The sequence below is a fragment of the Kitasatospora sp. NPDC057595 genome (genome assembly GCF_042800875.1).
Classification (GTDB): domain Bacteria; phylum Actinomycetota; class Actinomycetes; order Streptomycetales; family Streptomycetaceae; genus Kitasatospora.
In genome coordinates, this window is record NZ_JBHVGL010000020.1 from 148,385 (window position 1) to 173,475 (window position 25,091).

The 25,091-nt window shown below is 74.8% G+C and carries 23 protein-coding genes; 17 read left to right on the forward strand and 6 right to left on the reverse strand.

All coding sequences use genetic code 11. The features are described from left to right. The first annotated feature begins 70 nt into the window (after positions 1–70). The 8 genes from ACFU9E_RS27130 to ACFU9E_RS27165 all read left to right on the forward strand — a co-directional run bounded on the left by ACFU9E_RS27130 (position 71) and on the right by ACFU9E_RS27165 (position 8,240). Complete coding sequence (locus tag ACFU9E_RS27130) at positions 71–700, forward strand: NAD(P)-dependent oxidoreductase (protein WP_380683989.1); 630 nt, start codon at positions 71–73, stop codon at positions 698–700. A gap of 159 nt (positions 701–859) precedes the next feature. Continuing rightward, a complete protein-coding gene (locus ACFU9E_RS27135; RefSeq protein ID WP_380683990.1) occupies positions 860–1,498 on the forward strand; it encodes an NAD(P)-dependent oxidoreductase in 639 nt (212 codons plus the stop codon). Between the two features lie 223 nt (positions 1,499–1,721). Next, positions 1,722–2,387, forward strand: coding sequence for a DUF2269 domain-containing protein (locus ACFU9E_RS27140; RefSeq protein WP_380683991.1), 666 nt, complete (start codon positions 1,722–1,724; stop codon positions 2,385–2,387). A 13-nt stretch (positions 2,388–2,400) separates the two neighbouring features. Beyond that, the gene (locus ACFU9E_RS27145) at positions 2,401–3,609 is read left to right on the forward strand and encodes a sensor histidine kinase (protein ID WP_380683992.1); all 1,209 of its coding nucleotides are present in this window, start codon (positions 2,401–2,403) and stop codon (positions 3,607–3,609) included. Continuing rightward, positions 3,606–4,271 carry a response regulator gene (locus tag ACFU9E_RS27150; RefSeq protein ID WP_380683993.1) on the forward strand — a complete coding sequence of 222 codons (666 nt, stop codon included), beginning with the start codon at positions 3,606–3,608 and terminating at the stop codon, positions 4,269–4,271. Before ACFU9E_RS27145 ends, ACFU9E_RS27150 begins: the two co-directional genes overlap by 4 nt. Before the next feature lie 215 nt (positions 4,272–4,486). Further along, positions 4,487–4,876, forward strand: coding sequence for an SHOCT domain-containing protein (locus tag ACFU9E_RS27155; RefSeq protein ID WP_380683995.1), 390 nt, complete (start codon positions 4,487–4,489; stop codon positions 4,874–4,876). Between the two features lie 38 nt (positions 4,877–4,914). Next, entirely contained in the window at positions 4,915–5,667 is a 753-nt protein-coding gene (locus tag ACFU9E_RS27160; RefSeq protein ID WP_355365251.1) for an ABC transporter ATP-binding protein, read from the forward strand. Then, on the forward strand, positions 5,664–8,240 hold the full coding sequence (locus ACFU9E_RS27165; protein WP_380715418.1) for an ABC transporter permease: 2,577 nt from the start codon (positions 5,664–5,666) through the stop codon (positions 8,238–8,240). The genes ACFU9E_RS27160 and ACFU9E_RS27165 overlap by 4 nt, the downstream gene beginning before the upstream one ends. Positions 8,241–8,313: 73 nt before the next feature. On the opposite strand, the gene ACFU9E_RS27170 is transcribed toward ACFU9E_RS27165, so the two are convergent. Further along, the gene (locus ACFU9E_RS27170; protein ID WP_355364908.1) at positions 8,314–8,595 is read right to left on the reverse strand and encodes an HPr family phosphocarrier protein; all 282 of its coding nucleotides are present in this window, start codon (positions 8,593–8,595) and stop codon (positions 8,314–8,316) included. A 239-nt stretch (positions 8,596–8,834) separates the two neighbouring features. Between ACFU9E_RS27170 and ACFU9E_RS27175 the strand changes: the two genes are divergently transcribed. From ACFU9E_RS27175 to ACFU9E_RS27190, 4 genes are all read left to right on the forward strand, one after another. Next, complete coding sequence (locus ACFU9E_RS27175; protein WP_380686685.1) at positions 8,835–11,648, forward strand: GNAT family N-acetyltransferase; 2,814 nt, start codon at positions 8,835–8,837, stop codon at positions 11,646–11,648. Between the two features lie 93 nt (positions 11,649–11,741). Then, on the forward strand, positions 11,742–12,341 hold the full coding sequence (locus tag ACFU9E_RS27180; RefSeq protein WP_355364902.1) for a DUF5998 family protein: 600 nt from the start codon (positions 11,742–11,744) through the stop codon (positions 12,339–12,341). Positions 12,342–12,500: 159 nt separating this feature from the next. Then, entirely contained in the window at positions 12,501–13,685 is a 1,185-nt protein-coding gene (locus ACFU9E_RS27185; RefSeq protein ID WP_380686683.1) for an alkaline phosphatase family protein, read from the forward strand. Between the two features lie 33 nt (positions 13,686–13,718). Continuing rightward, the gene (locus ACFU9E_RS27190) at positions 13,719–14,375 is read left to right on the forward strand and encodes a thymidine kinase (RefSeq protein WP_380686681.1); all 657 of its coding nucleotides are present in this window, start codon (positions 13,719–13,721) and stop codon (positions 14,373–14,375) included. Between the two features lie 12 nt (positions 14,376–14,387). Here ACFU9E_RS27190 and ACFU9E_RS27195 read toward each other — a convergent pair whose 3' ends face one another. Beyond that, positions 14,388–15,137: a VOC family protein gene (locus ACFU9E_RS27195; protein WP_380686679.1), complete on the reverse strand. Its 750-nt coding sequence runs from the start codon at positions 15,135–15,137 to the stop codon at positions 14,388–14,390. A 155-nt stretch (positions 15,138–15,292) separates the two neighbouring features. On the opposite strand from ACFU9E_RS27195, the gene ACFU9E_RS27200 reads away from it, so the two are divergent. Then, on the forward strand, positions 15,293–16,153 hold the full coding sequence (locus ACFU9E_RS27200) for a sulfurtransferase (RefSeq protein WP_380686677.1): 861 nt from the start codon (positions 15,293–15,295) through the stop codon (positions 16,151–16,153). Between the two features lie 57 nt (positions 16,154–16,210). Here ACFU9E_RS27200 and sepH read toward each other — a convergent pair whose 3' ends face one another. Further along, positions 16,211–17,287, reverse strand: a complete 1,077-nt coding sequence (gene sepH, locus ACFU9E_RS27205; RefSeq protein WP_380687143.1) for a septation protein SepH — start codon at positions 17,285–17,287, stop codon at positions 16,211–16,213. 580 nt (positions 17,288–17,867) lie between these two features. On the opposite strand from sepH, the gene ACFU9E_RS27210 reads away from it, so the two are divergent. Next, entirely contained in the window at positions 17,868–18,734 is an 867-nt protein-coding gene (locus tag ACFU9E_RS27210; RefSeq protein WP_380687145.1) for a hypothetical protein, read from the forward strand. On the opposite strand, the gene ACFU9E_RS27215 is transcribed toward ACFU9E_RS27210, so the two are convergent. Further along, on the reverse strand, positions 18,731–20,053 hold the full coding sequence (locus tag ACFU9E_RS27215; protein WP_380687147.1) for a D-arabinono-1,4-lactone oxidase: 1,323 nt from the start codon (positions 20,051–20,053) through the stop codon (positions 18,731–18,733). The genes ACFU9E_RS27210 and ACFU9E_RS27215 overlap by 4 nt on opposite strands. A 92-nt stretch (positions 20,054–20,145) precedes the next feature. Next, on the reverse strand, positions 20,146–21,414 hold the full coding sequence (locus ACFU9E_RS27220; protein WP_380687149.1) for an MFS transporter: 1,269 nt from the start codon (positions 21,412–21,414) through the stop codon (positions 20,146–20,148). A gap of 133 nt (positions 21,415–21,547) precedes the next feature. Here ACFU9E_RS27220 and ACFU9E_RS27225 point away from each other — a divergent pair, with 133 nt between their 5' ends. After that, the gene (locus tag ACFU9E_RS27225; RefSeq protein ID WP_380687151.1) at positions 21,548–22,690 is read left to right on the forward strand and encodes a ferrochelatase; all 1,143 of its coding nucleotides are present in this window, start codon (positions 21,548–21,550) and stop codon (positions 22,688–22,690) included. 42 nt (positions 22,691–22,732) lie between these two features. Beyond that, complete coding sequence (locus ACFU9E_RS27230) at positions 22,733–23,536, forward strand: inositol monophosphatase family protein (RefSeq protein WP_380687153.1); 804 nt, start codon at positions 22,733–22,735, stop codon at positions 23,534–23,536. Positions 23,537–23,735: 199 nt separating this feature from the next. Here ACFU9E_RS27230 and ACFU9E_RS27235 read toward each other — a convergent pair whose 3' ends face one another. Further along, a complete protein-coding gene (locus ACFU9E_RS27235; protein WP_030301315.1) occupies positions 23,736–23,921 on the reverse strand; it encodes a hypothetical protein in 186 nt (61 codons plus the stop codon). A gap of 455 nt (positions 23,922–24,376) precedes the next feature. Between ACFU9E_RS27235 and ACFU9E_RS27240 the strand changes: the two genes are divergently transcribed. Continuing rightward, positions 24,377–25,030, forward strand: coding sequence for a response regulator transcription factor (locus ACFU9E_RS27240; protein WP_148642660.1), 654 nt, complete (start codon positions 24,377–24,379; stop codon positions 25,028–25,030). Positions 25,031–25,091: the final 61 nt, after the last annotated feature.

Below are 25,091 nucleotides of genomic sequence, written 5' to 3' on the forward strand. Positions count from 1 at the left end.
CGGTGTAAGAGAAGGTCAACTCACGGCCGGCGGCACGAAGTTGCCGCCGGCCCCGGCAAGGAGGAAAGTCATGGAGATCGTCGTGGTGGGAGCGGCCGGCCGCACCGGTCGGCTGCTGGTCGAGAAGGCCCTGGAGAACAAGCACGGCGTCACCGCCCTGCTGCGCGACCCGGCCAAGCTGCCGGTCGAGCACGAGCGGCTGACCAAGGTGCGCGGCGACGTGTTCGACGTCGACTCGCTGACCGGTCCGCTGGCGGGCAAGGACGCCGTGGTGGTGTCGCTGGGCGTGACCAGCCGCACCACGACGACGGTGTTCTCCGAGGGCGTGCGCAACGTCATCGCGGCCGCCCGGACGGGCGGGGTGCGCCGGCTGGTCACGATGTCCTCGGCGGGCCTGGAGACCAAGCACCTGCCGGCGATGCAGCGCTTCGTCGCCGAGTTCGTGGTGGACCGGGTCTACCGGAACATCCACCTCGACCTCGGCCGGATGGAGGACGAGGTCGAGTCCAGCCCGCTGGACTGGACGATCGTCCGGGTGCCGATGCTCACGGACGGGCCGGCCACGCCCAACTACCAGGCGGTGGTGGGCGGTCACCTCCCCAAGGCCTCGCGCGTCGCCCGGGCGAACGTCGCCGACTACATCGTCACCCATCTGGATGACGCGGCCACCTACGGCCGGCGCGTCGAGGTGGCCAACTGATGACCCCCGGCGGCGGCCGGCCCACCCGCGGCACGTCCGCGGCGCGGGTCGGCCGCGCTCGGCGCGGCCACCGCTGACCGAGCGACCGAGCGATTCAGGGACCGAGGGACCCAGGGACCCAGGGACCCAGGGATCAAGGGATCAAGGGGGAAACGCACCGTGAACATCGTCGTCTTCGGCGCGACCGGCGGCACCGGCCGCCACTTCCTGGAGCTGGCCGCCGCGGCCGGGCACTCCACCGTCGCCTTCGCCCGCGACCCGTTGGCCCTGGCCGACGCCCGGCCGACCACCATCCGGCAGGGCGACGTCCTCGACCCGGAGGCGGTGGCCCGTGCCGTCGAGGGCGCGGACGCGGTGGTCTCCGCGCTCGGCATCGGCTACAGCCGGGCCGACACCACCGTCTACTCCGCCGGCACCGGCCACATCCTCAAGGCGATGCACGCCGCCGGGGTGGCCCGGCTGCTGTGCGTCTCCACCACCAGCATGAGCCCGGCGCCGTGGAGCGCCGCCCCGCTGCAACGGGCGCTCACCTCCTGGGTGCTGCACCCGATGCTCCGCCGGCCGTACGCGGACATGGCGCGGATGGAGCGGGTGCTGCTGGCCGACACCGGCCTGGACTGGACGCTGGTCCGGGCCGCCCGGCTCACCGGCGGCAGGGCCCGGGGCCGCTACCGCACGGCCGCCGGGCGGCGGCTGCCCGGGGCCTGGTCGATATCCCGCGCCGACCTCGCGCACTACCTGCTGGGCGCGCTCGGCGACCCGGCCGCCCGGCGCGCGGTCGTCGAGATCGCGTACTGACCGCTCGTCCACCGACCGCCGACCAGGCCGCCCGTCCGTCCGTACTCAACGAGCGGTACGGGCGGCTACTCCCGCGGTGCGATGCCCGGCCCCCGCGGACCGGGCAGAGTGGGGAGTGATCCCGCGGATCACCCAAGCCGTGGGCCGGCGGCCGCACACCATCCACCCCGGTGGCCGCCGGCCCGTGGCCCGCGTCGCCCCTCGCCCTCCGGAGCACAAGCCGATGCCCACACCTCCTGGTCCGCCCGCCGCCGCCACCTCCGTGCCCCCGACCGGGGCCACCGCGGGGGAGTCGCCGGTGGCCCCCGACGCGCCCCCGGCCGACCGCGCCGGGCGCCTGCGGCTGCCCCGGCACGCCCGCCGGGTCTGGCTGGTCGTGCACGTCGCCTTCTCGGTCGGCTGGCTCGGCCTGACCGCGGGCGTGCTCGCCCTCGGCATCGCCGGCCGCTTCTCCGACGACCCCGACACCGTGCGCGCCGCCTACCTGGCCCAGCAGATCTTCGCCGACTGGCTGCTGATCCCGGTCAGCCTGGTCTCGCTGCTCTCCGGAGTGCTGCTGTCCCTCGGCACCACCTGGGGCCTGCTGCGGTACCGCTGGGTCGCCACCAAGTTCTGGCTCACCCTGGCCGCCACCCTGGCCTCGATCTTCGCGCTGCGCGCCTTCATCCACGACGCGGCCGGCCAGGTCGCCGCCGGCACCGTCCCGCCGGACGGCCGGGCCCCGCACGTCCTGGTCATCGCCCCCTCGGTGGCCCTGACCATCTACCTGGTCGCCACCGTGCTCTCCGTGGTCAAGCCCTGGGGGATGACCAAGCGCGGCCGGCGCCTCGCCGCCGAGGCCCGCGCCGCGCGCACCAAGCGTCCCGCCGCCGCGGCGCCGGGGCGGTGAACCTCCTCCGTACATGAGCACCGACCACTACCCCTACGGCGGACCGCCGTGGACCAGGCCGTCCTGGACGCGGGTCTCCGCGCTCCTGGTCGCCCTGGTCCAGGTGGTCGGCTCCACCGCCGCCGCCCGCCAGCAGCCGGACCGGGCCGCGCTGGACGCCGCCGGGTACGCGCTGCTGCTGCTCGGCCCGGCCCTGCTGCTGCTGCGCGAGCGCCACCCCGGCCCGGTGGTGGCCGCCGTCACCGCCGTCACCACCGGCTACCTGCTGGCCGGCTACCCGTACGGCCCGGTGTTCCTCAGCCTCGGCGTCGCCGTCTACGGCGCGCTCGCGCGAGGCCGCCGCCGGTGGGCCTGGATCTCGCTGGGCGCCGGTTACCTGGTCCACCTGTCCAGCTCCCACCTGCTGCCGCACGACTGGCAGCGCGCGCCCGGCCCCGGCCCCAGCTGGTGGCAGGAGGCCGGGGCGGCCGCCTGGCTGCTGCTGGTCCTGGCCGGCGCCGAGATCATGCGCAACCGCGGCGAACAGCTCGCCGCCCGCCGGCTGGCCCGCCGGCAGGCCGAGGAGAACCGGGCCGCCGAGGAAAGGCTGCGGATGGCCCGCGAACTGCACGACATCCTGGCCCACTCGATCTCGGTGATCCACCTGCAGGCGGGGGTCGCCCTGGAGCTCATCGACGAGCACCCCGACCAGGTCCGCGCCGCGCTGACCGTCATCAAGGCGACCAGCAAGGAGGCGCTGGGCGAGGTCCGCCAGGTGCTCGGGACCCTGCGCGGTCCGGACGGCCAGGCCCCGCGCACTCCGGCCCCGGGGCTCGCCCGGCTGCCCGAACTGGTCACCCAGGCCGGCCACGCCGGGCTCACCGTCACCATCGAGACGGCCGGTACGGCCCGGCCGCTGTCCACCCAGGTGGAGCTGGCCGCCTTCCGGATCGTCCAGGAGGCGCTCACCAACGTCATCCGCCATTCGGCCGCGCGCACCGCCACCGTTCTGATGGACTGGTCCTCCCCGCGGGGGCTGCTGCTCCGGGTGGACGACCCGGGCCCGGCCGCCGGCGGCGAGGGCGGCGGCTCCGGCAACGGCCTGGTCGGCATGCGCGAGCGGGCCGCGGCCTTCGACGGCGAGCTGACCGCCGGACCGCACGGCGGCGGCTTCCGGGTGCGGGCCTGGCTGCCCGACCCGGCGGGGGAGGGCACGGCGAGCGAGAAGGGGCGGTCGGGATGATCGAGGTACTGCTGGCGGACGACCAGGTCCTGGTCCGGGCGGGCTTCCGGGCCCTGCTCGACGCCCAGCCGGACATCGAGGTGGTCGCCGAGGCCGACGACGGCGAGGCGGCCGTCCGGCTGGTGGAGGAACTGCGGCCGGACGTCGTGCTGATGGACATCCGGATGCCCGGCACCGACGGCCTGGAGGCCACCCGGCGGATCTGCACCCGCCCCGAACTGGCCGCGGTCCGGGTGGTGGTGCTGACCACCTTCGAGCTGGACGAGTACATCTTCGAGGCGCTGCGGCTGGGCGCGGCCGGGTTCCTGGCCAAGGACACCGAGCCGGCCGACCTGCTGCGGGCGGTACGGGTCGCCGCCGTCGGCGACTCGCTGCTCTCCCCGGGCGTGACCCGCCGGCTGATCGACGAGTTCGCCAGCCGCTCCCGCGAGCCCGCGTCGAGCGAACGGCTGCTGGCCTCGCTCACCGACCGCGAGCGCGAGGTGCTCACCCTGGTCGGCATGGGCCTGAGCAACGACGACATCGCCCGCCGCCTGGTGGTCAGCCCGCTCACCGCCAAGACGCACGTCAGCCGCGCCATGGTGAAGCTCGGCGTCCGCGACCGCGCCCAACTGGTCGTCCTCGCCTACGAGTCCGGCCTGGTCCGTCCCGGCTGGCTGTAGCCCGCCGGTCGCTCGCCGACCGGGTGCGGCCCGGGGCGGGGCGGGAGCAGCACCGCCCCCGCCCCGTACTCCCCGCGTCGTACCCCCGGTGCCGCTCCCCGGAGGACGCGCCGGACCCCCTCCCGGCGGGACGCTCGTGGTGGCCTCGGGAACGGTCCGGGGCCGGAGCGCGGCCCCCGTCCGAACCCGCGGGGCCCACCGAGGAGTTGACCGACATGCAGAGCACCGCACTGCTAGCCGACACGATCTGCCGGGACGGCTGGGGCCCGTGGAACGGGGGCGGCCCGGGCCCGTGGTTCCTGATCTTCCCGCTGTTCTGGCTGCTCGTCCTGATCACCCTGTTCACCGTGCTGCGTCGCCGCGGCTGGGGCCGGCGCGGGCCGTGGGGCCCGCCGTGGGCCGGTCAGTGGGGCGGCCCGTGGGGCGGCGGCCCGGGCTGGCGCGGCGGCTGGCCGGGCGGTCCGGAGGGCCCGCTGGCGAGCCTGGCCCGCCGGTACGCCGACGGTGAGATCAGCGAGGAGGAGTACCGCACCCGCCGGGACACCCTGATCGAGCACCTGCAGGACCCGGGCGACACCAAGCCGGGCCAGGGCGGTGCCAAGTGACCACCATCCCGGTCCTCGACCTGGTCGACACCGACCGGATGGCCGCCCGGGTCACCGAGGCGGTCAAGGTCTACGGGATAGGCCGCACCGAGGTGCGCGCCCTGGACCACGTGACCGTCGGCTTCCCGGCCGGCCGGCTCACCGCGATCATGGGGCCGTCCGGATCCGGCAAGTCCACCCTGCTGCACTGCGCGGCGGGGCTGGACCGGCTGACCGCCGGCACCGCGATGATCGGCGACACCGAGCTGGAGAACCTCAACGACCGCCGGCTGACCCTGCTGCGCCGCGAGCGGATCGGCTTCGTCTTCCAGTCCTTCAACCTGGTGCCGGTGCTCACCGCCCGGGAGAACATCACGCTGCCGGTCGACCTGGCCGGCGGCGAGGTGGACCAGGCGTGGGTGGAGACCCTGATCGACGCGGTCGGGCTGCGCGAGCGGCTCGACCACCGGCCGAGCGAGCTCTCCGGCGGCCAGCAGCAGCGGGTCGCGCTGGCCCGGGCGCTGGCCGGCCGCCCCGAGGTGGTCTTCGCGGACGAGCCGACCGGCAACCTGGACTCCCGCACCGGCGCCGAGGTGCTGGAGCTGATGCGCCGCGCGGTGGACGAGATGGGCCAGACGGTGGTCATGGTCACCCACGACCCGACCGCCGCCGGCTACGCGGACGAGGTGCTCTTCCTCGCCGACGGCCGGCTGGTGGACCGCATGGAGCGACCCACCCCGGCCGGGGTGCTGGACCGGATGAAGGCCTTCGACCACGCTCCCGCGGCCGCACGGGGAGGCGTCGGTTCATGAGCAGCAGCGCCACCGCCACCCTGCGGATCAGCCTGCGCTCGCTGTCCGCGCACAAGCGGCGGCTGGCCGGGACCTTCACCGCGATCCTGCTCGGGGTGGCCTTCCTGTCCGGCACGCTGGTGCTCGGCGACACCCTGCGCGGCAGTTTCGACACCCTCTTCACCGACGCCAACCGCGGCACCGACGCGGTGGTGCGCAGCGCCGACGTGATGGACACCGAGAACACCTTCGGCGGCGTCCGGGCCCCGGTGGACCTGGCGCTGGCCGACCAGCTGCGCCAGGTGCCCGGGGTGGCGGCGGCCGAGCCGGCGATCCAGGGCTCCGGCCAGCTGATCGGCAAGAACGGCAAGGCGGTGGGCGGTCAGGGTCCGCCCACCCTGGCCGGCTACTGGCAGACGGACAGCGGACTCAACCCGTACCGGCTGGCCGAGGGCCGGGCCCCGCAGCGGCCGGGGGAGGCGGTGATCAACCGGGGTGCGGCCAAGGCCGGGGAGCTGAAGCTGGGCGACACGACCATCCTGCGCGCCCCCGACCCGGTGACGGTCACCATCGTCGGCATCGCGACCTTCGGCGCCAAGGCCGACGGCATGGGCCAGAACACCTGGACCGGGCTGACCCTGGAGGACGCCGAGCGCTACCTGACCCCGAAGGGGCAGGGCCAGGCCACCTCGATCCAGTTCCGGGCCGAGAGCGGGGTCTCCCAGCAGCAGCTGGTGACGGCGCTGTCGGCGAAGCTGCCGTCCGGTCTGGAGGCGGTGACCGGGACGAAGATCAGCGAAGAGGCCACCAAGCAGGTGTCCAGCCGCTTCCTGACCATGTTCACCACCCTGCTGCTGGTGTTCGCGGGCATCGCCCTGCTGGTGGCGACCTTCACCATCCACAACACCTTCGCCATCGTGGTGGCCCAGCGGACCAGGGAGAACGCGCTGCTCCGGGCCCTGGGCGCGGCGCGCGGCCAGGTGCTGGCGGCGACCCTCGCGGAGGCCGTGGTGGTCGGCGTGGCCGCCTCGGTGGCCGGTCTGCTCGGCGGGATCGGCGTGGCGGCGGGGCTGAAGTCGCTGTTCAAGGTGATCGGCTTCAACCTGCCGACCGGCGGCCTGGTGATCAGCGCGCTCTCGGTGGCGCTGCCGCTGCTGGTGGGCACGGTCACGGCGGTCGCCTCGGCCGTCGCGCCGGCCGTGCGGGCCGGCCGGACGGCGCCGCTGGCCGCGATGCGGGCGGTGGCGGTGGACGGCGCGGCGGCCGGCCGGGCGGGCCGGATCCGCTGGATCGTCGGCGCGCTGCTGGTGGCGGCCGGGGTGGCGGGTACGGTCGTCGGCGCGACCAACGGCCCGTCGGTCGGGCTGACCGCGGGCGGGGCGGTGACCACGCTGCTCGGCGTGGTGGTGCTCGGCCCGGTGTTCGCGACCTACGTGGTGCGGCTGCTGGGCGCCCCGCTGCCGAGGCTGCGCGGCATGCCCGGCGTGCTGGCGGAGCGCAACGCGGCCCGCAACCCGAAGCGCACGGCGGCGACGGCCAGCGCGCTGATGGTCGGGGTCACCGTGGTCTCGCTGTTCACCGTCTTCGGCGCGTCGATCAAGGCGACCATGGACGACACGGTGAGCAAGACCTTCGCCGGGGACCTCGCGGTCTCCACCGGCGGTTTCCGCGGCGGCGGGCTGAGTCCCAAGCTGGCGGACGCGGTCGGCGCGCTGCCGGAGGTGAGCCAGAGCGTGGGCCTGGGCCGCGGCGTGGCCCGGGTGGACGGCCACGGCCGGACCCTGGACGTCACCGATCCGACCCGGCTGGCCGGCATCGTCGACCTCGGCCGGGTGGACGGCTCGCTGCAGCTGGGCACCGACGGCATGGCGGTGTCCCGCAGCGAGGCCGAGAAGCAGGGCTGGCAGGTGGGCAGTTCGGTGCCGGTGCGGTTCAGCGACGGCGTCGAGTCGGCGTTCACCGTGAAGGCGCTCTACCAGGGCGCCGGCGAGCTGACCGGTGACTACCTGGTCACCCGGGAGGCCTGGGCCCCGCACCGGGGCCAGGACACCGACTCGCTGGTGGCGGTCGCGCTGAAGGACGGGGTGTCGCTGTCGGCCGGCAAGGCGGCGGTGAAGAAGGCGGTGGAGCCGTTCGGCGCCCCGGACGTGCAGACCAGGTCGGAGTACGCGAAGAGCGCCGCCTCGGTGGTCGACATCATGCTGTCGGTGGTCTACGCGCTGCTGGCGCTCGCGGTGCTGATCGCGCTGCTGGGCATCGCCAACACGCTGACCCTGGCGGTGCACGAGCGGACCAGGGAGCTGGGCCTGCTGCGCGCGGTCGGCCAGACCCGCGGCCAGCTGCGGGCGATGGTGCGCTGGGAGTCGGTGCTGGTGGCGATGTTCGGCACGATCGGCGGCCTGGGCCTGGGGGCGTTCCTCGGCTGGGCGCTGGTGCGGGCGGCCGACACCGAGGGGACGGGCAGCTTCGCCGTCCCGCCGCTGCAGCTCACCGTGGTGCTGGTCGCCGGACTGGTGGCGGGTGCGGTGGCCGGGCTGCGGCCGGCCCGCCGGGCGGCCCGGCTGGACATCCTGCGGGCCATCGCGGCCGGCTGATCCGCCGCGGACACGCCGGAGCCCGGGCCCCCCGACCAACGGGGCCCGGGCTCCGGACGTGTGCGGTGCGGTCTCAGGCCGCGGCGGGCAGCTCGTCGAGGCCCTCCGAGACCAGCTTGGCCAGGCGGTCCAGGGCCTGGTCCGCGCCCTCGGCGTCGGAGGCCAGCACGACCTCGTCGCCGCCCTGCGCGCCGAGCGCCAGCAGGCCGAGCATCGAGCCGGCGTTGACCGGGTTGCCGCCCGGCTTGGTGATGGTGATCGGCACGCCGGTGGCCGCGACGGCCTTGACGAAGACGGAGGCGGGACGGGCGTGCAGGCCCTCGGCCCAACCGATGGTGACGCGGCGCTCAGCCATGAGACGTGCCTTTCGGTAAAGCTGGTCACGGCCGTGATGGGGGAAACGGACGTGTTGTCTAGACCAGTGTTGCACGCAGCCCCCGCCCGCGAACCGCTGCGTTCGGGAGTTGTGATTGTTTCTTTCAGGGCCATAAACGGCGCATAATCCCCGTTCAGCGGCCCTGTCCACGCTGCGTCCACCCTGCCGGGAACGCACGCCCGGCGCCATTCGGCTCGCCGCCGGATAACCTGACGGTCGTGGACGACTCTGCGGTAGCGCGATCCGAGCCGGAGTACCCCCAGCACTGGGAGGCCGACATCCTGCTGCGTGACGGCGGCACGGCCCGGATCCGGCCGATCACCCCCGCCGACGCCGGCCGGCTGGTCGAGTTCTACGAACAGGTCTCCGACCAGTCCAAGTACTTCCGCTTCTTCGCGCCCTACCCGCGGCTCTCCGACAAGGACGTCCGCCGCTTCACCCACCACGACTTCGTCAACCGGGTCGGCCTCGCCGTCGTCGTCCGCGACCGCTTCATCGCCACCGTCCGCTACGACCGGATCGACCACGACGGGCGCCCCTCCGAGACCGGCACCGACGCCGAGGTCGCCTTCCTGGTCCAGGACGCCCACCAGGGCCGCGGCGTCGCCTCCGCGCTGCTGGAGCACATCGCCGCCGTCGCCCAGGAGCGCGGCATCCGCCGCTTCCAGGCCGAGGTGCTGCCGGAGAACCGCAAGATGGTGAAGGTCTTCACCGACGCCGGCTACGTCCAGCGCCGCAGCTTCGCCGACGGCGTCGTCCACCTGGAGTTCGACCTCGAACCCACCGCCGCCTCGCTCGCCGTCATGCGGGCCCGCGAGCACCGCGCCGAGGCCCGCTCCGTCCAGCGGCTGCTCACCCCGCGCTCGGTGGCGGTGATCGGCGCCTCCCGCCGCCCGCAGACCGTCGGCCGGGCCCTGCTGCGCGACCTGCTCACCGGCTTCGCCGACGACGAGCGCCCGGTGCACGCGGTCAACCGCAACGCCCCGCCCGGCACCGAGCTGGACGGCCTCCCGGTGCACCGCTCGATCCTGGACGTCCCCGGCCCGGTCGACCTCGCGGTGATCGCCGTGCCCGCCTCCGCCGTCCCCGAAGCGGTCGCCGAGTGCGGCGCGCACGGCGTCCAGGGCCTGGTGGTGGTCTCCGCCGGCTACGCCGAGACCGGCCCCGAGGGCCGTGACCGCCAGCGCGCCCTGGTCCGCCAGGCCCGCGCGGCCGGCATGCGGGTGATCGGCCCCAACGCCTTCGGCCTGATCTCCACCGACCCCGAGCGGCCGCTCAACGCCTCGCTCGCCCCGGTGCTGCCCGCCCGCGGCGGCTTCGGCGTCTTCTGCCAGTCCGGCGCGATCGGCGTCGCCCTGCTGGAGGCCGCCCACCGGCGCGGCCTCGGCATCTCCTCCTTCGCCTCGGTCGGCAACCGCGCCGACGTCTCCGGCAACGACTTCCTCCAGTACTGGGCCGAGGACCCGGCCACCGACGTCGTCCTGCTCTACCTGGAGTCCTTCGGCAACCCCCGCAAGTTCACCCGGATCGCCCGCCGGCTCGCCCAGGCCAAGCCGGTCGTCGTGGTCAAGGGCGCCCGCCACACCGGCAGCCTGCCGCCCGGCCACGCCGTCCCGGCCACCGCCACCGGCCTCAAGGACGCCACCGTCGACGCCCTCTTCCAGCAGGCCGGCGTCACCCGGGTGGAGACCATCACCGAGCTGTACGACACCGGCGAACTGCTCGCCCTGCAGCCGCTGCCGCCCGGCGACCGGGTCGCCGTGATCGGCAACTCCGACTCCCTCGGCCTGCTCACCCACGACGCCTGCCTCTCCGCCGGCCTGCGCCCGCGCACCCCCGTCGACCTCACCACCGCCGCCACCGGCGAGAACTTCCGGATCGCCCTGGACACCGCGCTCGGCGACCCCGGGGTGGACGCGGTGATCGCCGTCGCCATCCCGCCGATCGGCACCTCCGCCCACGACTTCATGGGCGGCCGGCTCACCGGCCCCGACGACCCCGAGCTCGGCTCCGACGACCCGGAGATCGCCGCCGCCCTGCTGGACGCCGGCGAGCGCGCCCGCGCCGCCGGCAAGCCGCTGCTCCTCGCCCACCTGGCGCTCACCGACCTGCCCGGCCGGCTGCGTCCCGGCGGCATACCCGCCTACCCGGCGCCCGAACGGGCCGTGCGCGCCCTCGCCCACGCCGTCCACTACGCCGACTGGCGCCACCGGATGGCCGCCGCCGAGGAGACCGCCCGGGTCCCCGAACTCGACCGGATCGACGAGGCCGGCGCCCGCGCCCTGGTGGAGGCCGCGCTCTCCACCCGCGCGGCGGTGGCCGCCCGCACCCAGCCCGGCGGCGCCCGGATCACCCTGCCCGACGCCGACGCCGCCGCCCTGCTCGCCCGCTACGGCGTCGACGTCTCGCCGACCCTGCCCGCCCCCGACGAGGAGAGCGCGGTGCGCGCCGCCGCCGCCCTCGGCTACCCCGTCGCGCTCAAGGCAACCGCCCCGCACCTGCGCCACCGCCCCGACCTCGGCAGCGTCCGGCTCGACCTGACCGGCGAGCCCGGCCTGCGCCGCGCCCACCAGGAGCTGGACGCCCTGCTCGGCGGCGCCGCCGGGGCCGAACTGGTGGTCCAGCGGCTCGCCCCGCGCGGGGTGGACACGGTGATCGGCGCCACCGTCGACCCGGCGGTCGGCGCGATCCTCTCCTTCGGCCTCGCCGGCGCCCCCGCCGAACTGCTCGGCGACGTCGCCCACCGGCTGGTTCCGGCCACCGACCAGGACGTCGCCTCGCTGGTCCGCGAGGTCCGGGCGGCGCCGCTGCTGTTCGGCTGGCGCGGCGCCGAGGCGGTCGACACCGACGCCCTGGAGGAGGTCCTGCTGCGGGTGTCCCGGCTGGTCGACGACCTCCCGGAGGTCGCCTCGGTGGATCTCGAACCGGTGGTCGTCGCCCCGCACGGACTGGCGATCCTGGGGGCGCGCGTACGGATCGCACCCCTGCCGGTCCGCAGCGATCTGGGCCCGCGCGCCATGAGCACGCTGTAACCTTCCTTGGTTGCGTCCGGACCGCGGGCGCCGTTGTCCGAAGCTCGGCGCCGCGCCGCCCGCTTCGTCGGCGGACCATGCCAGGATGGAGTTATGGCGAAGACCGGTACCACCACCACGCAGGACCTGCGTTCCGCGATCGAGCGCAGCGGCTACTACCCGGCCCTGGTGTCCGAGGCGGTGGAGTCCGCGGTGGGTCCCGAGCCGATCACCTCCTACCTGGTGCACCAGGAGACGACCTTCGACGCCAACGAGGTCCGCCGGCACGTCACCGTGCTGGTGCTGACCCCGACCCGCTTCGTGGTGAGCCACACCGACGAGCAGACCGGTGACGCCGGCAGCCCCGCCGTCCCGCTGGCCACCACCTCCACCGAGAGCGTCCGGCTGGACCGGATCAACTCCGTGGTGGTGAGCCGGATGGTCGCCAACCCGGAGACCTACACCCCGGGCACGCTGCCCCGCGAGGTGGTGCTGACCATCGGCTGGGGCGCCGTCCAGCGCCTCGACCTCGAACCGGCCGGCTGCTCCGACCCCAACTGCGAGGCGGACCACGGCTACACCGGCTCGGCCACCGCCGACGACCTGTCGCTGCGGGTCAGCGAGGCCGGCGACGGCCCGGAGACGGTCGCCCAGGCCCTGGTCTTCGCCCGCGCCCTGTCCGAGGCGACCATCACCAACGGCCCCCGGGTCTGATCCGCGCCGCCGTCCAGCCCCGTCGTCCGGCTCCGTAGTACGGTGCCGCGGTCCGGTACCGCCGTCACACCCCGCCGCCACGTACCGACCCGCGCCGTCCGGACGCCGCCCCCACCCGCCCGGACCGTACCGGCCAGCCAGGAAGCCACCTCCGCCACCATGCCCTTCGCCCCCGACGGCCACGACGCCTTCGAGCTCCTCGACCCCGCCACCGCCCCCGCGCCCCCCTACGGCACCGGCTCGCTCTGCGACCTGCTGCCCTCGGTGGCGGCCGGCCTCGGCGTACCCGGCTTCGAGGCGGCGCTGCCGCTGGCGCCCGCCGACCGCGCGGTGGTCTTCCTCGTCGACGGCCTCGGCTGGGAACTGCTGCTGCGCCACCCCGAGTACGCGCCGTTCCTCTCCTCGTTGACGGCCGGCTCGCTCGGCGGCACCGGCCGGCCGTTGACCGCGGGCTTCCCGTCCACCACCGCCACCTCGCTGGCCTCGGTCGGCACCGGCACCCCGCCCGGCCTGCACGGCCTGGCCGGCTACACGGTGGCGGTGCCCGGCGCCGGTCACCTGATGAACCAGCTCCGCTGGCAGCCGCACACCGACCCGGGCAGCTGGCAGCCGTACCCGACGGTCTTCGAGCGGGTCGACGCCGCCGGGGTGGCCACCGCCCAGGTCTCCTCCCCGCTGTTCGCCCAGACCCCGCTCACCCGGGTGGCGCTCTCCGGCGGCACCTTCCTCGGCCGCACCACCGGCGAGGAGCGGATGGACCGCGCCGCCGCCTGGCTGGCCGAGCACGACCGCGCGCTCGTCTACACCTACGTCAGCGAACTGGACGGCGCGGGCCACCGCTTCGGTGTGGACTCCGACGAGTGGCGGATGACCCTGGACGCGGTCGACCGGCTGGCCCGCCGGCTGGCCGAGCAGCTGCCCCCGCGCTCGGTGATGTACGTCACCGCCGACCACGGCATGATCGACATCGCCCCCGAGGACCGGATCGACTTCGACGAGGACTGGGAGCTCGGGGCCGGCGTCGCCCTGCTCGGCGGCGAGGGCCGGGCCCGCCACGTCTACGCCGTCCCCGGCGCCGCCGCCGACGTGCACACGGTCTGGAGCGAGGTGCTCGGCGACCGGATGTGGGTGGCCACCCGCGACCAGGCGATCGAGGCCGGCTGGTTCGGCCCCGCCGTGGACGACCGGGTCTACCACCGGATCGGCGACGTGGTCGCCGCCGCCCGCGACGACATCGCGATCACCGCCTCCCGCAACGAGCCCGGCGAGTCCGCGATGATCGGCCTGCACGGTTCGATGACCCCGGTCGAGCAGTATGTGCCGCTGCTCGAATTTCGCCACTGAACTCCCTTGATGTGAAAGGCCTTTGCACCACCCATGGCTGAACTGGTGTTCTTCTCCGGCACGATGGACTGCGGCAAGTCGACGCTCGCGCTCCAGATGGACCACAACCACGCCGCCCGCGGCCGGCAGGGGATCATCCTCACCCGCGACGACCGGGCCGGCGCGGCCACCATCTCCAGCCGCCTCGGCCTGCGCGCCGACGCGGTCGAGGTGGGCGACGACTTCGACTTCCACGCCCATGTGGTGCACCGGCTCTCGGCCGGCGGCCGGGTCGACTACCTGATCTGCGACGAGGCCCAGTTCTTCACCCCCGGCCAGATCGACCAGCTCGCCCGGGTCGTCGACGAACTCGACATCGACGTCTACACCTTCGGCATCACCACCGACTTCCGCACCCGGCTCTTCCCGGGCTCGCAGCGGCTGATCGAACTCGCCGACCGGGTCGAGGTGCTCCAGGTGGAGGCGCTCTGCTGGTGCGGCGCCCGGGCCACCCACAACGCCCGTACCGTCGGCGGGGTGATGGTGGTCGAGGGCGCGCAGGTGGTGATCGGCGACATCTCGGTGCGCCAGGACGAGGTCGGCTACGAGGTGCTCTGCCGCCGCCACCACCGCCGCCGGCTCACCGCCGCCACCGCCCGCGCCGCCGTGCTCTCCCCGGACGTCCTCCCCTTCGAGGACCAGCAGGTCTGAGGCGGAGGGTCGCTAGCTCGTCTCCAGCACCGAGAAGTGCCCGCCGCGCGGGTCGGCCAGCCGGGCCGCGCGGCCCCGCGGCGTCGGCTGCGGCTCCACCAGTACCCGGCCGCCCAGCTCCACCGCCCGACGCGCCGTCAGCTCAACGTCGGCGACCGCGAAGTGGGTGCGCCAGCGCGGCGGGTGGCCGCGCAGCTCGGCGTCCCGCCGGATCCCGGCCACCGCCCGGCCGCCGACCAGCAGCGCCGACCCGCCGTCGGCCTCCGCGACCGGCACCCCGAGCACCGCGCGGTAGAAGACCGCCGCGCCGTCCGGGTCCGGGGTGAGCAGCTCGGCCCAGGCCGGCCCGCCCGGCTCTGGGCCGGCCTCCCGGCCGAGGTGCTCCTCGCCCTGCCAGAGTCCGAAGACCGCCCCCGAGACGTCCGCCGCGATGGCCAGCCGCCCGGCCCGTTCCGCCTGCAGCGGCCCGACCGCGACCGTCCCTCCGCACTCCCGCACCAGCTGGGCCGAGCGGTCCGCGCTGTCCACGGCGAAGTAGGTGGTCCACTGCACCGGGAAGCCGGTCACCGAGGACACCCCGAGCCCGGCCACCGGCTCCTCGCCGAGCCGGGCCCGTACGTACGTGCCGAGCTGCGCCGGCCCCGGGGTGAACGTCCATCCGAGCAGTTCGCCGTAGAACGCCCGGGCTCCGGGCAGATCGTCGGTCATCAGGCTGACCCAGCACGGGGTGCCCTGGGCCAGCCGGAGTGTCAGCGCGGACATGACAGGTCTCCTCAGGGGGCGGACGGCGCACGAAACGGCGCAGTGAGGGTGATGCTTCCACCGTGGCGCGCGTCGAACCCTCGGGCCGCGCGGAAAGTCCGGCAAAGACCGCACAAAGAGCACCGGTGCGGTCGCCCTGCGCCAGAATGTCCGCCATGACCACCACTCACGATGACTCCCCGCTGGTGTCGGTGACCGGGCTGCGGGAGGCGCTCGCCTCCGCCCGCCCGCCGGTCCTGCTCGACGTGCGCTGGCAGCTCGGCGGCCCGCCCGGCATCGAGGACTACACCGCCGGCCACCTGCCCGGCGCGCACTTCGTGGCCCTCGACACCGACCTCGCGGCCCCGGCCGGCCCGCCCGGGCGCGGCGGCCGCCACCCGCTGCCCGACCCGGAGGAGTTCGGCGCCGCGCTGCGCCGTTCCGGCGTCTCGGCCGACCGCCCGGTGGTGGTCTACGACGGTGCCACCGCGATGGCCGCCGCCCGCGCCTGGTGGCTGCTGCGCTGGGCCGGCCACCCGGACGTCCGGGTGCTGGACGGCGGCTTCGCGGCCTGGCGGGAGGCCGGACTGCCGGTCGTCACCGAGGTGCCGCCCGCCGGGGACGGCGACTTCAAGCCGGTGCCGGGGCAGCTGCCGGTGACCGACGCGGACGGCGCCGCGGTCTGGGCCCGGGAGGCGCTGCTGCTGGACGCCCGGGCGGGGGAGCGCTACCGGGGCGAGACCGAGCCGATCGATCCGCGGGCCGGTCACATCCCGGGCGCGCTCTCCGCGCCGACCACCGAGAACGTCGGCCCGGACGGCCGCTTCCGGCCCGCCGCCGAACTCGCCGTCCGCTTCCGGGCGCTGGGCGCGGGCGAGCGGGAGACCGCCGTCTACTGCGGTTCCGGGGTGACGGCCGCCCACCAGATCCTGGCCCTCGCGGTCGCCGGCCTGCCGGCCACCCTCTACCCGGGGTCCTGGAGCGAGTGGTCGAGCGACGGGAGCCGCCCGGTCGCCGTCACCGACCAGCCGGGCTGATCCCGGACACACCGGAGGGGCGGACGGCCACGGCCGTCCGCCCCTCCGTTCGTGCGACTACTCCTGCTTCTTGCGCCGGCTGCCGAAGACGATCTCGTCCCAGCTCGGCACGGTGGCCCGGCGCCCGGGCCGGACGCCGTCCGCCTCGGCCTGCCGGTCGGTGGTGCCGACCAGCCGGTCCCGGTGCGGAGCGACCGCGCGCGGCATCAGGATGTCCGCGTACGCCGAGCCCGCGCCGACCGCCGGGGCGGCGGCCGCCGGCTCCTCCGCCTCCTCGGCCACCTCGGCGGGCACCGGCTCGATCGGCGGCGGCGCGCCGACCGCGAGGTCGCCGCGGAAGGCGGGCACCACGTCCAGCAGGCTGGTCAGCGAGTCGCGGGACTCGGCCGTCGCCTCGCGGGACTCCCGGACCTCACGGGCCGACATGATGCGGTCCGCCGACGGCCGGTCGATCATCGGGCGCGGCGGCCGGTCCTGGGGGAGCCGGGCGATCCGCGGGATGAACGGGAAGACCGACTCCTCCTCGCGCTCGACCGATTCACCGATCAGCGCCCGGGCCTCGTCGTCGTTCGGCTGGACCAGCCGCCGGGGCGGGTCGTACGTCCAGGACGCGCTGCGGCCCTCGCCGTCGGCCCGGTAGGAGAGGATGACCTCCCAGGTGCCGTCGTCGCGCCGCCAGGAGTCCCAGCGCTCGGTCTCCTTCTCCGCGCCGCGCAGCGCCAGCCGCTCGGCCACCGCCTCGCCCAGCTGCGGGCCGGGGGCCTCGCCGTGCCGGCGGATCGCGGTCTTGCGGGCCCGCTCGGCCATGAAGGCGCGCTCGGCCAGCACCGGACCCTCGAAGCGGCGGACCCGGTCGACGGAGATGCCGGCCGCCTGCGCGACCTCCTCGGCGGAGGCACCGGCTCGTATCCGCGCCTGGATGTCCCGGGGGCGGAGGTGGCTCTCGACCTCGATCTCGATCTGGCCGAGGCGCGGCCGGTCACCACGGATGGCGGCGCGCAGCCGCTCATCGATGGGAAGGGTGTACTCCGTGCTGTCGGCAGCCTTGAGCACCAGCCGTGTGCCGTCGTTGCTGACGGCCACAACCCGCAGTTCGGGCACGGTTACCTCCCGGGTGGTGCCTGCCGACGTCACCTGCGTCGCTGCTCCCGTACTGAGTGTGGCCTGCCCACTCGCGACTGGCCACAACCTTGCTGAGTTCCCCGGCGTGTCGGGCTCACGCCCGTCCACGTCGCTGTGGCACGGTTGCCTTTTTGCCACGCCATCCGTCGGCGTCGCGCCTGGGTGTCCCGGCCGTCCTCGCACGCGGAGTGTCGCGACGGTCCGGGACGGGCGTCGCCGTGCGTGCCTGTGCCGTAGCTCTTCGTCGAGCTGCCGGTTGATGGGCAGTCGACAAGTCGACCCGGGCCTCAGGCTTTACGAACAGTACTCCATTCGTGGCATCCAAAGGGGCGGCTCGCCGCTCAAGTCTCCCGCGATTCACGGGAATCTCAAGAGCACGCGACCCCAATGGCCGAGGATCGGCCGGTGAACGGTGATCATCTTCACATATATCTCCCGCGCAGAACCGCATTTTCGACCCTTGTGTCCTTCTTTGTGCAAGATGGAGTGACTTGTTCGAAGGACAGTCGTACTGACTTGAGGGATGTTGATGCCGCAGGTGAAGCCCGCCCCGGACGGAGCCGAGGAAGGTCGCAGGCGAATTGATCTGAGTGTGGCTCAGGTCGCCGCCAGCGCACTGGCCACCGTGGTGGGGGCGGTGCTCGCGTCCGAACTCGGGGTCTACGGAACCATTCTCGGCGCGGCGGTGGTGAGCATCGGCGCCACCACCGGCAGTGCGGTGTTCCAGCACGTCTTCAAACGCACCGGTGAACAGCTGCGCGGCGCCGTGGACCGGACCGCCGGGCCGGGGCAGTTGGCGAACGGACTGCGGCAGGCGCCGGAGCCGGTTCCGGGCGTGGAGCCGCCGCCCTCCGCGGAGTGGAACACGCCGCAGGTGGTCCGGGCGCGTCGGCGATGGACCTGGAAGTCGTACGCGGCGGTCTCGGCGCTGGTCTTCACCCTCGCGATGGTGCCGATCCTCGCCTTCGAGGTGGCGACCGGGCAGCCGGTGTCGGCGACCGTCAAGGGCGGGTCGGGCACCGGTACCTCGATCGGTGGCCGGGTCGACCGGAAACCGACCGTCCCACCGGGTGACGCGCCGTCCTCCGGGCCCGCCTCGGTGCCCTCGCCGTCGGCCGGCCGGGACGGCGGCGCCTCCGGGCGGCCGAGCCCCGACCCCCGCCCGGGTGCGGAGGGCGGCGAGCCGTCCGCCTCCCCGTCGGCCGGTTCCAGTTCAGGGTCGGGGGCGGGAACGGAGCCGTCCGCGAAGCCCTCCGCGCGCCCCGGCGGCGAGCCGTCCGCCCCGTCCACGCCCCCCGCGTCCACCGCGCCCTCCGCGCCGGCCGGGGACGGGGCCGCCTCCGCGAAGCCGTCCGGCGGCGCCACCCCGAAGCCCCCGGCCCCGACCACCGCCGTCGAACCGCCCGCCGCCCCCGCCGCTCCGGCCGCCCCGGCCGCTCCCGGCGGGGCGGAAGGCTAGGCGCCGAGCACCCGGCGCAGGTGGTCATTGCCGAAGCGGCGGTCCGGGTCCAGCTCGTCGCGCAGCGCGGTGAACTCCGCGAAGCGCGGGTACACCCCGGCGAGGTACTCGGCGTCCCGGGTGTGCAGCTTGCCCCAGTGCGGGCGGCCCCGGTGCTCGGTCATCAGCCGCTCGACCGCCGTGAAGTACCCCTGCTCGGCGGTGCCCCGGTAGAGGTGGACGGCGATGTAGACGGTGTCCCGGCCGTGCGCGGTGGAGAGCCAGACCTCGTCGGCCGGGGCGAACCGCACTTCGACCGGGAAGCTGATCCGCCAGCCGGAGCGCTCGACCATCGCCCGCAGCTCGCGCAGCACCTCACCGGCCGCCGCGCGCGGCACCGCGTACTCCATCTCGACGAAGCGCACCTTGCGCGGGCTGGTGAACACCTTGTACGCGGTGTCGGTGTAGCTGCGGTCCGACCAGGCGCGGCTGGCCAGCGAGGCGATGGCCGGCACCGAACCGGGGAACCGGCGGCCCACCCGGCAGGCGCCCTCCCAGACGGTGTTGGAGAGGAAGTCGTCCTCCAGCCACTCCTTGAACCGGGGCAGCGGCGCGGCCGGGCCCTGGCTGCGGTTGTTCCGCTTGGTGGAGCAGCGGTCGGTGTGCGGGAACCAGTAGAACTCGAAGTGCTCGTTGACCGCGGTGAGGTCGTCCAGCCGCTCCAGCACCTCGTCGAAGCGCATCGGCTGCTCGTGCGCGGTGAGCAGGAAGGCCGGCTCGACGCCGAGGGTGAGCGCGGTGATCACGCCCAGCGCGCCGAGGCCGAGCCGGGCGGCCTCGAAGAGCCGCGGGTCCTCGGTGGGGGAGCAGTGCCGGATGCTGCCGTCGGCGAGCACGATCTCCAGGCCGCGGATCTGGGCGGCGAGCGAGCCGGAGTCCCGGCCGGTGCCGTGGGTGCCGGTGCTGGTGGCGCCGGCCACGGTCTGCACCTCGATGTCACCCATGTTGGTGAGCGACAGGCCCGCCGCGTCCAGCAGCCGGTTGAGCCGGTGCAGCGGCAGTCCGGCCTCGACGGTGACCGTGCCGTTCTCCCGGTCGATCCCGCGCACGGCGGTCAGCGCGTGCGGGCGGACGAGCACGCCGTCCCCGGCGGAGGCGATCGCCGTGAAGGAGTGGCCCGAGCCGACCGCCTTCACGGTCCGGCCCTGGTCGCCGGCGCGCAGGATCTCCTTGGCCAGCTCCTCCGCGGTGCCGGGGGTGACCACCCGGCCGGGCGCGGCGCTCTGGTTGCCCGCCCAGTTGGTCCAGCGGGTGCGGGTCGCGGTACTGGCCTGGGGCATTGCGGCGCCTCCTGCTCCGTGGCCGAACGGCGTCGGCTCACCTCGGTCCCTACCCGCGGGTAGGCCACGGGTAGGGAGGAGAGTAGGTCAGGTCACCGTTCGAGGTCCACGGTTTCGGCCGAGGACGGGGCACTCCGCGCGACGGTCTCCCCGGCGGCCAGCCCGGCCCGCAGCCGTGCGAGCCCGACGAGCGCCGCCAGCACGCCGAAGATCCCGGCGGCCACCGGCACCCAGTAGCCGGCCGCCGCGCCGGACGCGTCGACCACCCAGCCGCCGGCCGAGGAGCCGACCGCGACACCCAGCGCCAGCCCGGTGGTCGTCCAGGTCATGCCCTCGGTCAGCTGGGCGGCCGGCACCAGCCGCTCGACCACGGCCATCGCGGTGATCAGGGTGGGGGAGATGGCGATGCCGGCGATCAGCAGCGCGCCACCGACCGCCACCAGGCCGCCGACGCCGTTCACCGTCTCGGCGAGCAGCAGCAGCGGGACCATGCTGACGGCCATGAACACCACGCCGACGAGGAAGCGCACCGGCATCGACCCCCTCGGCTTGAGGGCGCCGAAGACCACGCCGGCCACACAGGAGCCGAGCGCCCAGAGCGCCAGGATCGGACCGGAGGTGGCGCCGTGGCCCTGCGCCTTGGTGAACGCGACGGTGACCACCTCGACGGAGCCGAAGATCGCGCCGGTGGAGACGAAGGTCAGGATCAGCACCTGGAGGCCCCGGTTGAGGATCACCGGACTGCCGGCGTGGCGGGCGGCCGGATGGACCGGCGGCTCGGTGGAGCGCTGGGCGGCGAACAGGGCCACGCCCACGGCCAGGAACACGCCGGCGAGCAGCACGCCGGCCTCGGGGAAGACCGCGGTGGCCAGCGTCACCGAGAGGATCGGGCCGACGATGAAGCAGATCTCGTCGACCACCGCCTCGAAGGAGTAGGCGGTGTGCAGCTTCGGCGCCTCCTCCCGGTACAGGTGCGCCCAGCGGGCCCGCACCATCGCCCCGGTGCTCGGCATCACGCCCATCCCGGCGGCGAACACGAAGAGCGTCCAGACCGGCGCCTCGAACCGGGCGGACAGCAGCAGGCCGATCGCGGCCACGACGGTGATCGCGGTGGCCGGCAGGACGATCCGGCGCTGCCCGTGCCGGTCCACCAGCCGGGACACCTGCGGGCCGAGGATCGCCGCGGACACCGCCATCGTCGCCGAGACCAGACCGGCGACCCCGAAGGAGCCGCGCAGCTCGGAGAGCATCGTGACGATGCCGATGCCCGTCATGGAGATCGGCAGCCGGGATATGAACCCGGTGGAGGAGAAGGCCAGACTGCCGGGGGAGGCGAAGATCTGGCGGTAGCTGGACAGCACGGGGGAGGCTCCGCAGGGGGTAAGGAACGTTGCTGGCAAAGACAGCCTACGAACCTTGGCAAACGGTATTTTTCCGGGCACCCGGAGCCGGCCCGGGCCCGGCCCCCCTGTCCACAGTGGCAGGATCGGAGCCATGTCCGACGCGCGCAACACCTCCCGCACCGGCGCCGCCCCGTACGACGCCCTGCTGCTGCTCTCCTTCGGCGGGCCCGAGGCCCCCGAGGACGTCGTCCCCTTCCTGGAGAACGTCACCCACGGGCGCGGCATCCCCAGGGAACGGCTCCAGGAGGTCGGCAAGCACTACTTCCTGTTCGGCGGCGTCAGCCCGATCAACGGGCAGAACCGCGAACTGCTGGCCGCGCTGCGCGAGGACTTCGCCGGGCACGGCCTCGACCTGCCGGTGTACTGGGGCAACCGGAACTGGGCGCCGTACCTGGTCGACACCCTGCGCGGGATGGTCACCGACGGCCACCGCCGGATCGCCGTGCTGGCCACCAGCGCCTACGCCGGCTACTCCGGCTGCCGCCAGTACCGGGAGAACCTCGCCGACGCGCTGGCCGCGCTGGCCGCCGAGGGCCTGCCGGAGCCGCGGGTCGACATGCTGCGCCACTTCTACAACCACCCCGGCTTCGTCGAGCCGATGATCGACGCCACCCTGGCCGCCCTGGGCCGGCTGCCCGAGGAGGTCCGGGCCGGCGCCCGGCTGGCGTTCACCACCCACTCGATCCCGGACACCATGGCCGAGACCTCCGGCGCCCCCGACGACCCGGCCCGCGGCCGCCCCGGCGGCGCCTACGTCGCCCAGCACCTGGAGGTCGCCCGGCTGGTCGCCGCGGCCGTCGCCGAGCGCACCGGCGTCGCCGACCGCCCGTGGGAGCTGGTGTACCAGAGCCGCAGCGGCGCCCCGCACATCCCCTGGCTGGAGCCGGACATCTGCGACCACCTGGAGACCCAGCGGGCCGACGGCGCCCCGGCCGTGGTGATGGTCCCGATCGGCTTCGTCTCCGACCACATGGAGGTCAAGTACGACCTGGACACCGAGGCGGCGGCCAAGGCCGCCGAGCTCGGCCTGCCGGTCGCCCGGGCCGCGACCGTCGGCGCCGACCCCCGGTTCACCGCCGCCGTCCGCGAACTCGTCCTGGAGCGGGCCGCCGCCGAGCGCGGCGAGCCGGTGAGCCGCTGCGCCCTCGGTTCGCTCGGCCCCAGCCACGACGTCTGCGCCGTGGCCTGCTGCCCCAACCCGCGCGCCCCCCGCCCGGCCGCCGCCGAGCGCTGACCCGTTCCGCCCCCGGAGGAGATCCCCGTGTCCAGCCCCGCCGTGCCCGATCCCGCCCTGCTCGACGAACTGCTCGACGTCGCCCTGGACGCCGCCCGCCGGGCCGGCACCCTGCTGCTGGAGGGCCGGCCCGCCGACCTCGGTGTCGCGGGCACCAAGAGCAGCCCGGTCGACGTGGTCACCGAGATGGACCTGGCCTCCGAGAAGCTCGTCCTGGAACTGATCACCGCCCGCCGGCCCGAGGACGGCTACCTGGGCGAGGAGGGCGCCGAGCGGCCCGGCACCAGTGGTGTGCGCTGGGTCGTCGACCCGCTCGACGGAACCGTCAACTACCTGTACGGACTTCCGTCCTGGGCGGTCAGCGTGGCCGCCGAGCTGGACGGGCGCGCGGTGGTCGGGGTCGTGTACGCCCCGGCGCGCGGCGAGCTGTTCCAGGCCGTGCTCGGCCGCGGCGCCCGGCGCGACGGCCGCGCGATCGCCGTCCGCCCGGCCCCGCCGTGGGGCCAGGCGCTGATCGGCACCGGCTTCGCCTACGTCCGCGAGGTGCGGGTCCGGCAGGCCGAGGTGGTGCTCGGGCTGATGTCCGAGGTGCGCGACATCCGCCGGGCCGGCGCCGCCGCCGTGGACCTCTGCGACGTCGCCGCCGGCCGGCTGGACGGCTACTACGAGCGCGGGCTGGCCCCGTGGGACCGGGCGGCCGGCTGCCTGATCGCGGCCGAGGCCGGCGCCCTGGTCGGCGGCCGCCCCGGGCGGGGCGCGGACGGCGAGCTGACCGTGGCCGCCGCCCCCGGCGTCTACGAGCCGCTCCAGGAGCGGCTGGCCGCGCTGAACGCCTGGGCGGACTGAGCCCGCACGCGGACCGGACACACCGAGGGGCCCGTTTCCCGACCGCACCGGCGGTCGGGGAACGGGCCCCTTGCGGATGACTGGACGACTCTCCGGGCGACGAAGAGCCCTGACATACAGGGGATGCCAGGGCCTGGGTTTCGCACGGCCCCCACAGGGCCGCTGGTGCCGGAGATCCGGCGACGGGTCGGACTGGGGATCAGGCGGCGGTGCGGTGGCGCTCCAGCACCGTGTCCACGCCGTGCTCGGCGGCGAGACGGCGCAGATCGTCCAGCTCGGACTGTTCCACCTCGGCGAGGAACTCGTCCCCGGCCTCGATCGCGCGGTGCAGGTCCTGCTCGGCATTGGCGATGCGCTGCAGGATTCCGGCGGTGAAGGCGTCCATACGGGCCCCCTTACTGTGTCGGACGTGCACGGTCGTGCGCCCCCCGCCCCGGGGTGACGGCGGCCAGCGGAAGCGTCCGGTCCGGGTGGCGTACCTCTCCGGACGGACGCGGAGACGGCCCTCGGCCGCTCCCGGTGACTCCCCTGCCCCAGGGCCGGCGCGGATGAACGCACGGCGGGTGGGTGCGATCGGCTCAGAAACCGGATCGCGGGTGTGCGGATGTCCTCCCCGCCCCGGGGGCCGGGAAACCTCCGGACGGAAGAAAGTTGCCTGCGTCACAGTCCAACCGGACTGCTTCCGCCGCGAACCACGCCCGCGCGCGCCCGGCGCCGCCCGCGGGCGGCCGTGCCTCCGGGGCAGCTTATCGCTGCCTTACCGCCGGACCAGGCAGGATGGAGGCAGCGTCGGAGCCGTGCGTCCGCTTCCCGGGCCGGCCTGAAGAAGGGACAACCACCGTGCGGGTTCTCGTCGTCGAGGACGAGCAGCTGCTCGCCGAGGCAGTGGCCACCGGTCTGCGCCGCGAGGCGATGGCCGTCGACGTGGTCTACGACGGGGAGGCCGCGCTCCAGCGCATCGCGGTCAACGACTACGACGTGGTCGTGCTCGACCGCGACCTGCCGCTGGTCCACGGTGACGACGTCTGCCGCAGTGTGGTCGACCAGGGCCTGGCCACCCGGGTGATCATGCTGACCGCCTCCGGCGACATCAGCGACCGGGTCGAGGGCCTGGAGATCGGAGCGGACGACTACCTTCCGAAGCCGTTCGCCTTCAGTGAACTCGTCGCCCGGGTCCGCGCCCTGGGCCGCCGCGCGACCGTCCCGCTGCCCCCCGTCCTGGAACGGGCCGGCATCTCGCTCGACCCCGGCCGCCGCGAGGTGATCCGCGACGGCCGACCCGTCCAGCTCGCCCCCAAGGAGTTCGCCGTCCTGGAGGTGCTGATGCGGGCCGGCGGCGCCGTCGTCTCCGCCGAGCAGCTGCTGGAGAAGGCCTGGGACGAGCACACCGACCCGTTCACCAACGTCGTGCGCGTCACCGTGATGACGCTGCGCCGCAAGCTCGGCGACCCGCCGGTGATCGTCACCGTCCCGGGTTCCGGCTACCGGATCTGACCGGACCCCGCGGCTCCGAACGGAACCCGCGGTCCCGCCAGGAACCGGCCCCCACCCACGC

Coding starts and splice junctions, on each gene's coding strand:
- ACFU9E_RS27160 (WP_355365251.1), top strand. CDS start 4,915: ATGGCCGCCCGGGTCACCGAGGCGGTCAAGGTCTACGGGATAGGCCGC.
- ACFU9E_RS27235 (WP_030301315.1), bottom strand. CDS start 23,921: ATGGACGCCTTCACCGCCGGAATCCTGCAGCGCATCGCCAATGCCGAG.
- ACFU9E_RS27180 (WP_355364902.1), top strand. CDS start 11,742: ATGGCGAAGACCGGTACCACCACCACGCAGGACCTGCGTTCCGCGATC.
- ACFU9E_RS27130 (WP_380683989.1), top strand. CDS start 71: ATGGAGATCGTCGTGGTGGGAGCGGCCGGCCGCACCGGTCGGCTGCTG.
- ACFU9E_RS27225 (WP_380687151.1), top strand. CDS start 21,548: ATGTCCGACGCGCGCAACACCTCCCGCACCGGCGCCGCCCCGTACGAC.
- ACFU9E_RS27170 (WP_355364908.1), bottom strand. CDS start 8,595: ATGGCTGAGCGCCGCGTCACCATCGGTTGGGCCGAGGGCCTGCACGCC.
- ACFU9E_RS27215 (WP_380687147.1), bottom strand. CDS start 20,053: ATGCCCCAGGCCAGTACCGCGACCCGCACCCGCTGGACCAACTGGGCG.
- ACFU9E_RS27190 (WP_380686681.1), top strand. CDS start 13,719: ATGGCTGAACTGGTGTTCTTCTCCGGCACGATGGACTGCGGCAAGTCG.
- ACFU9E_RS27200 (WP_380686677.1), top strand. CDS start 15,293: ATGACCACCACTCACGATGACTCCCCGCTGGTGTCGGTGACCGGGCTG.
- ACFU9E_RS27150 (WP_380683993.1), top strand. CDS start 3,606: ATGATCGAGGTACTGCTGGCGGACGACCAGGTCCTGGTCCGGGCGGGC.
- ACFU9E_RS27145 (WP_380683992.1), top strand. CDS start 2,401: ATGAGCACCGACCACTACCCCTACGGCGGACCGCCGTGGACCAGGCCG.
- ACFU9E_RS27140 (WP_380683991.1), top strand. CDS start 1,722: ATGCCCACACCTCCTGGTCCGCCCGCCGCCGCCACCTCCGTGCCCCCG.
- ACFU9E_RS27155 (WP_380683995.1), top strand. CDS start 4,487: ATGCAGAGCACCGCACTGCTAGCCGACACGATCTGCCGGGACGGCTGG.
- ACFU9E_RS27195 (WP_380686679.1), bottom strand. CDS start 15,137: ATGTCCGCGCTGACACTCCGGCTGGCCCAGGGCACCCCGTGCTGGGTC.
- ACFU9E_RS27165 (WP_380715418.1), top strand. CDS start 5,664: ATGAGCAGCAGCGCCACCGCCACCCTGCGGATCAGCCTGCGCTCGCTG.
- ACFU9E_RS27185 (WP_380686683.1), top strand. CDS start 12,501: ATGCCCTTCGCCCCCGACGGCCACGACGCCTTCGAGCTCCTCGACCCC.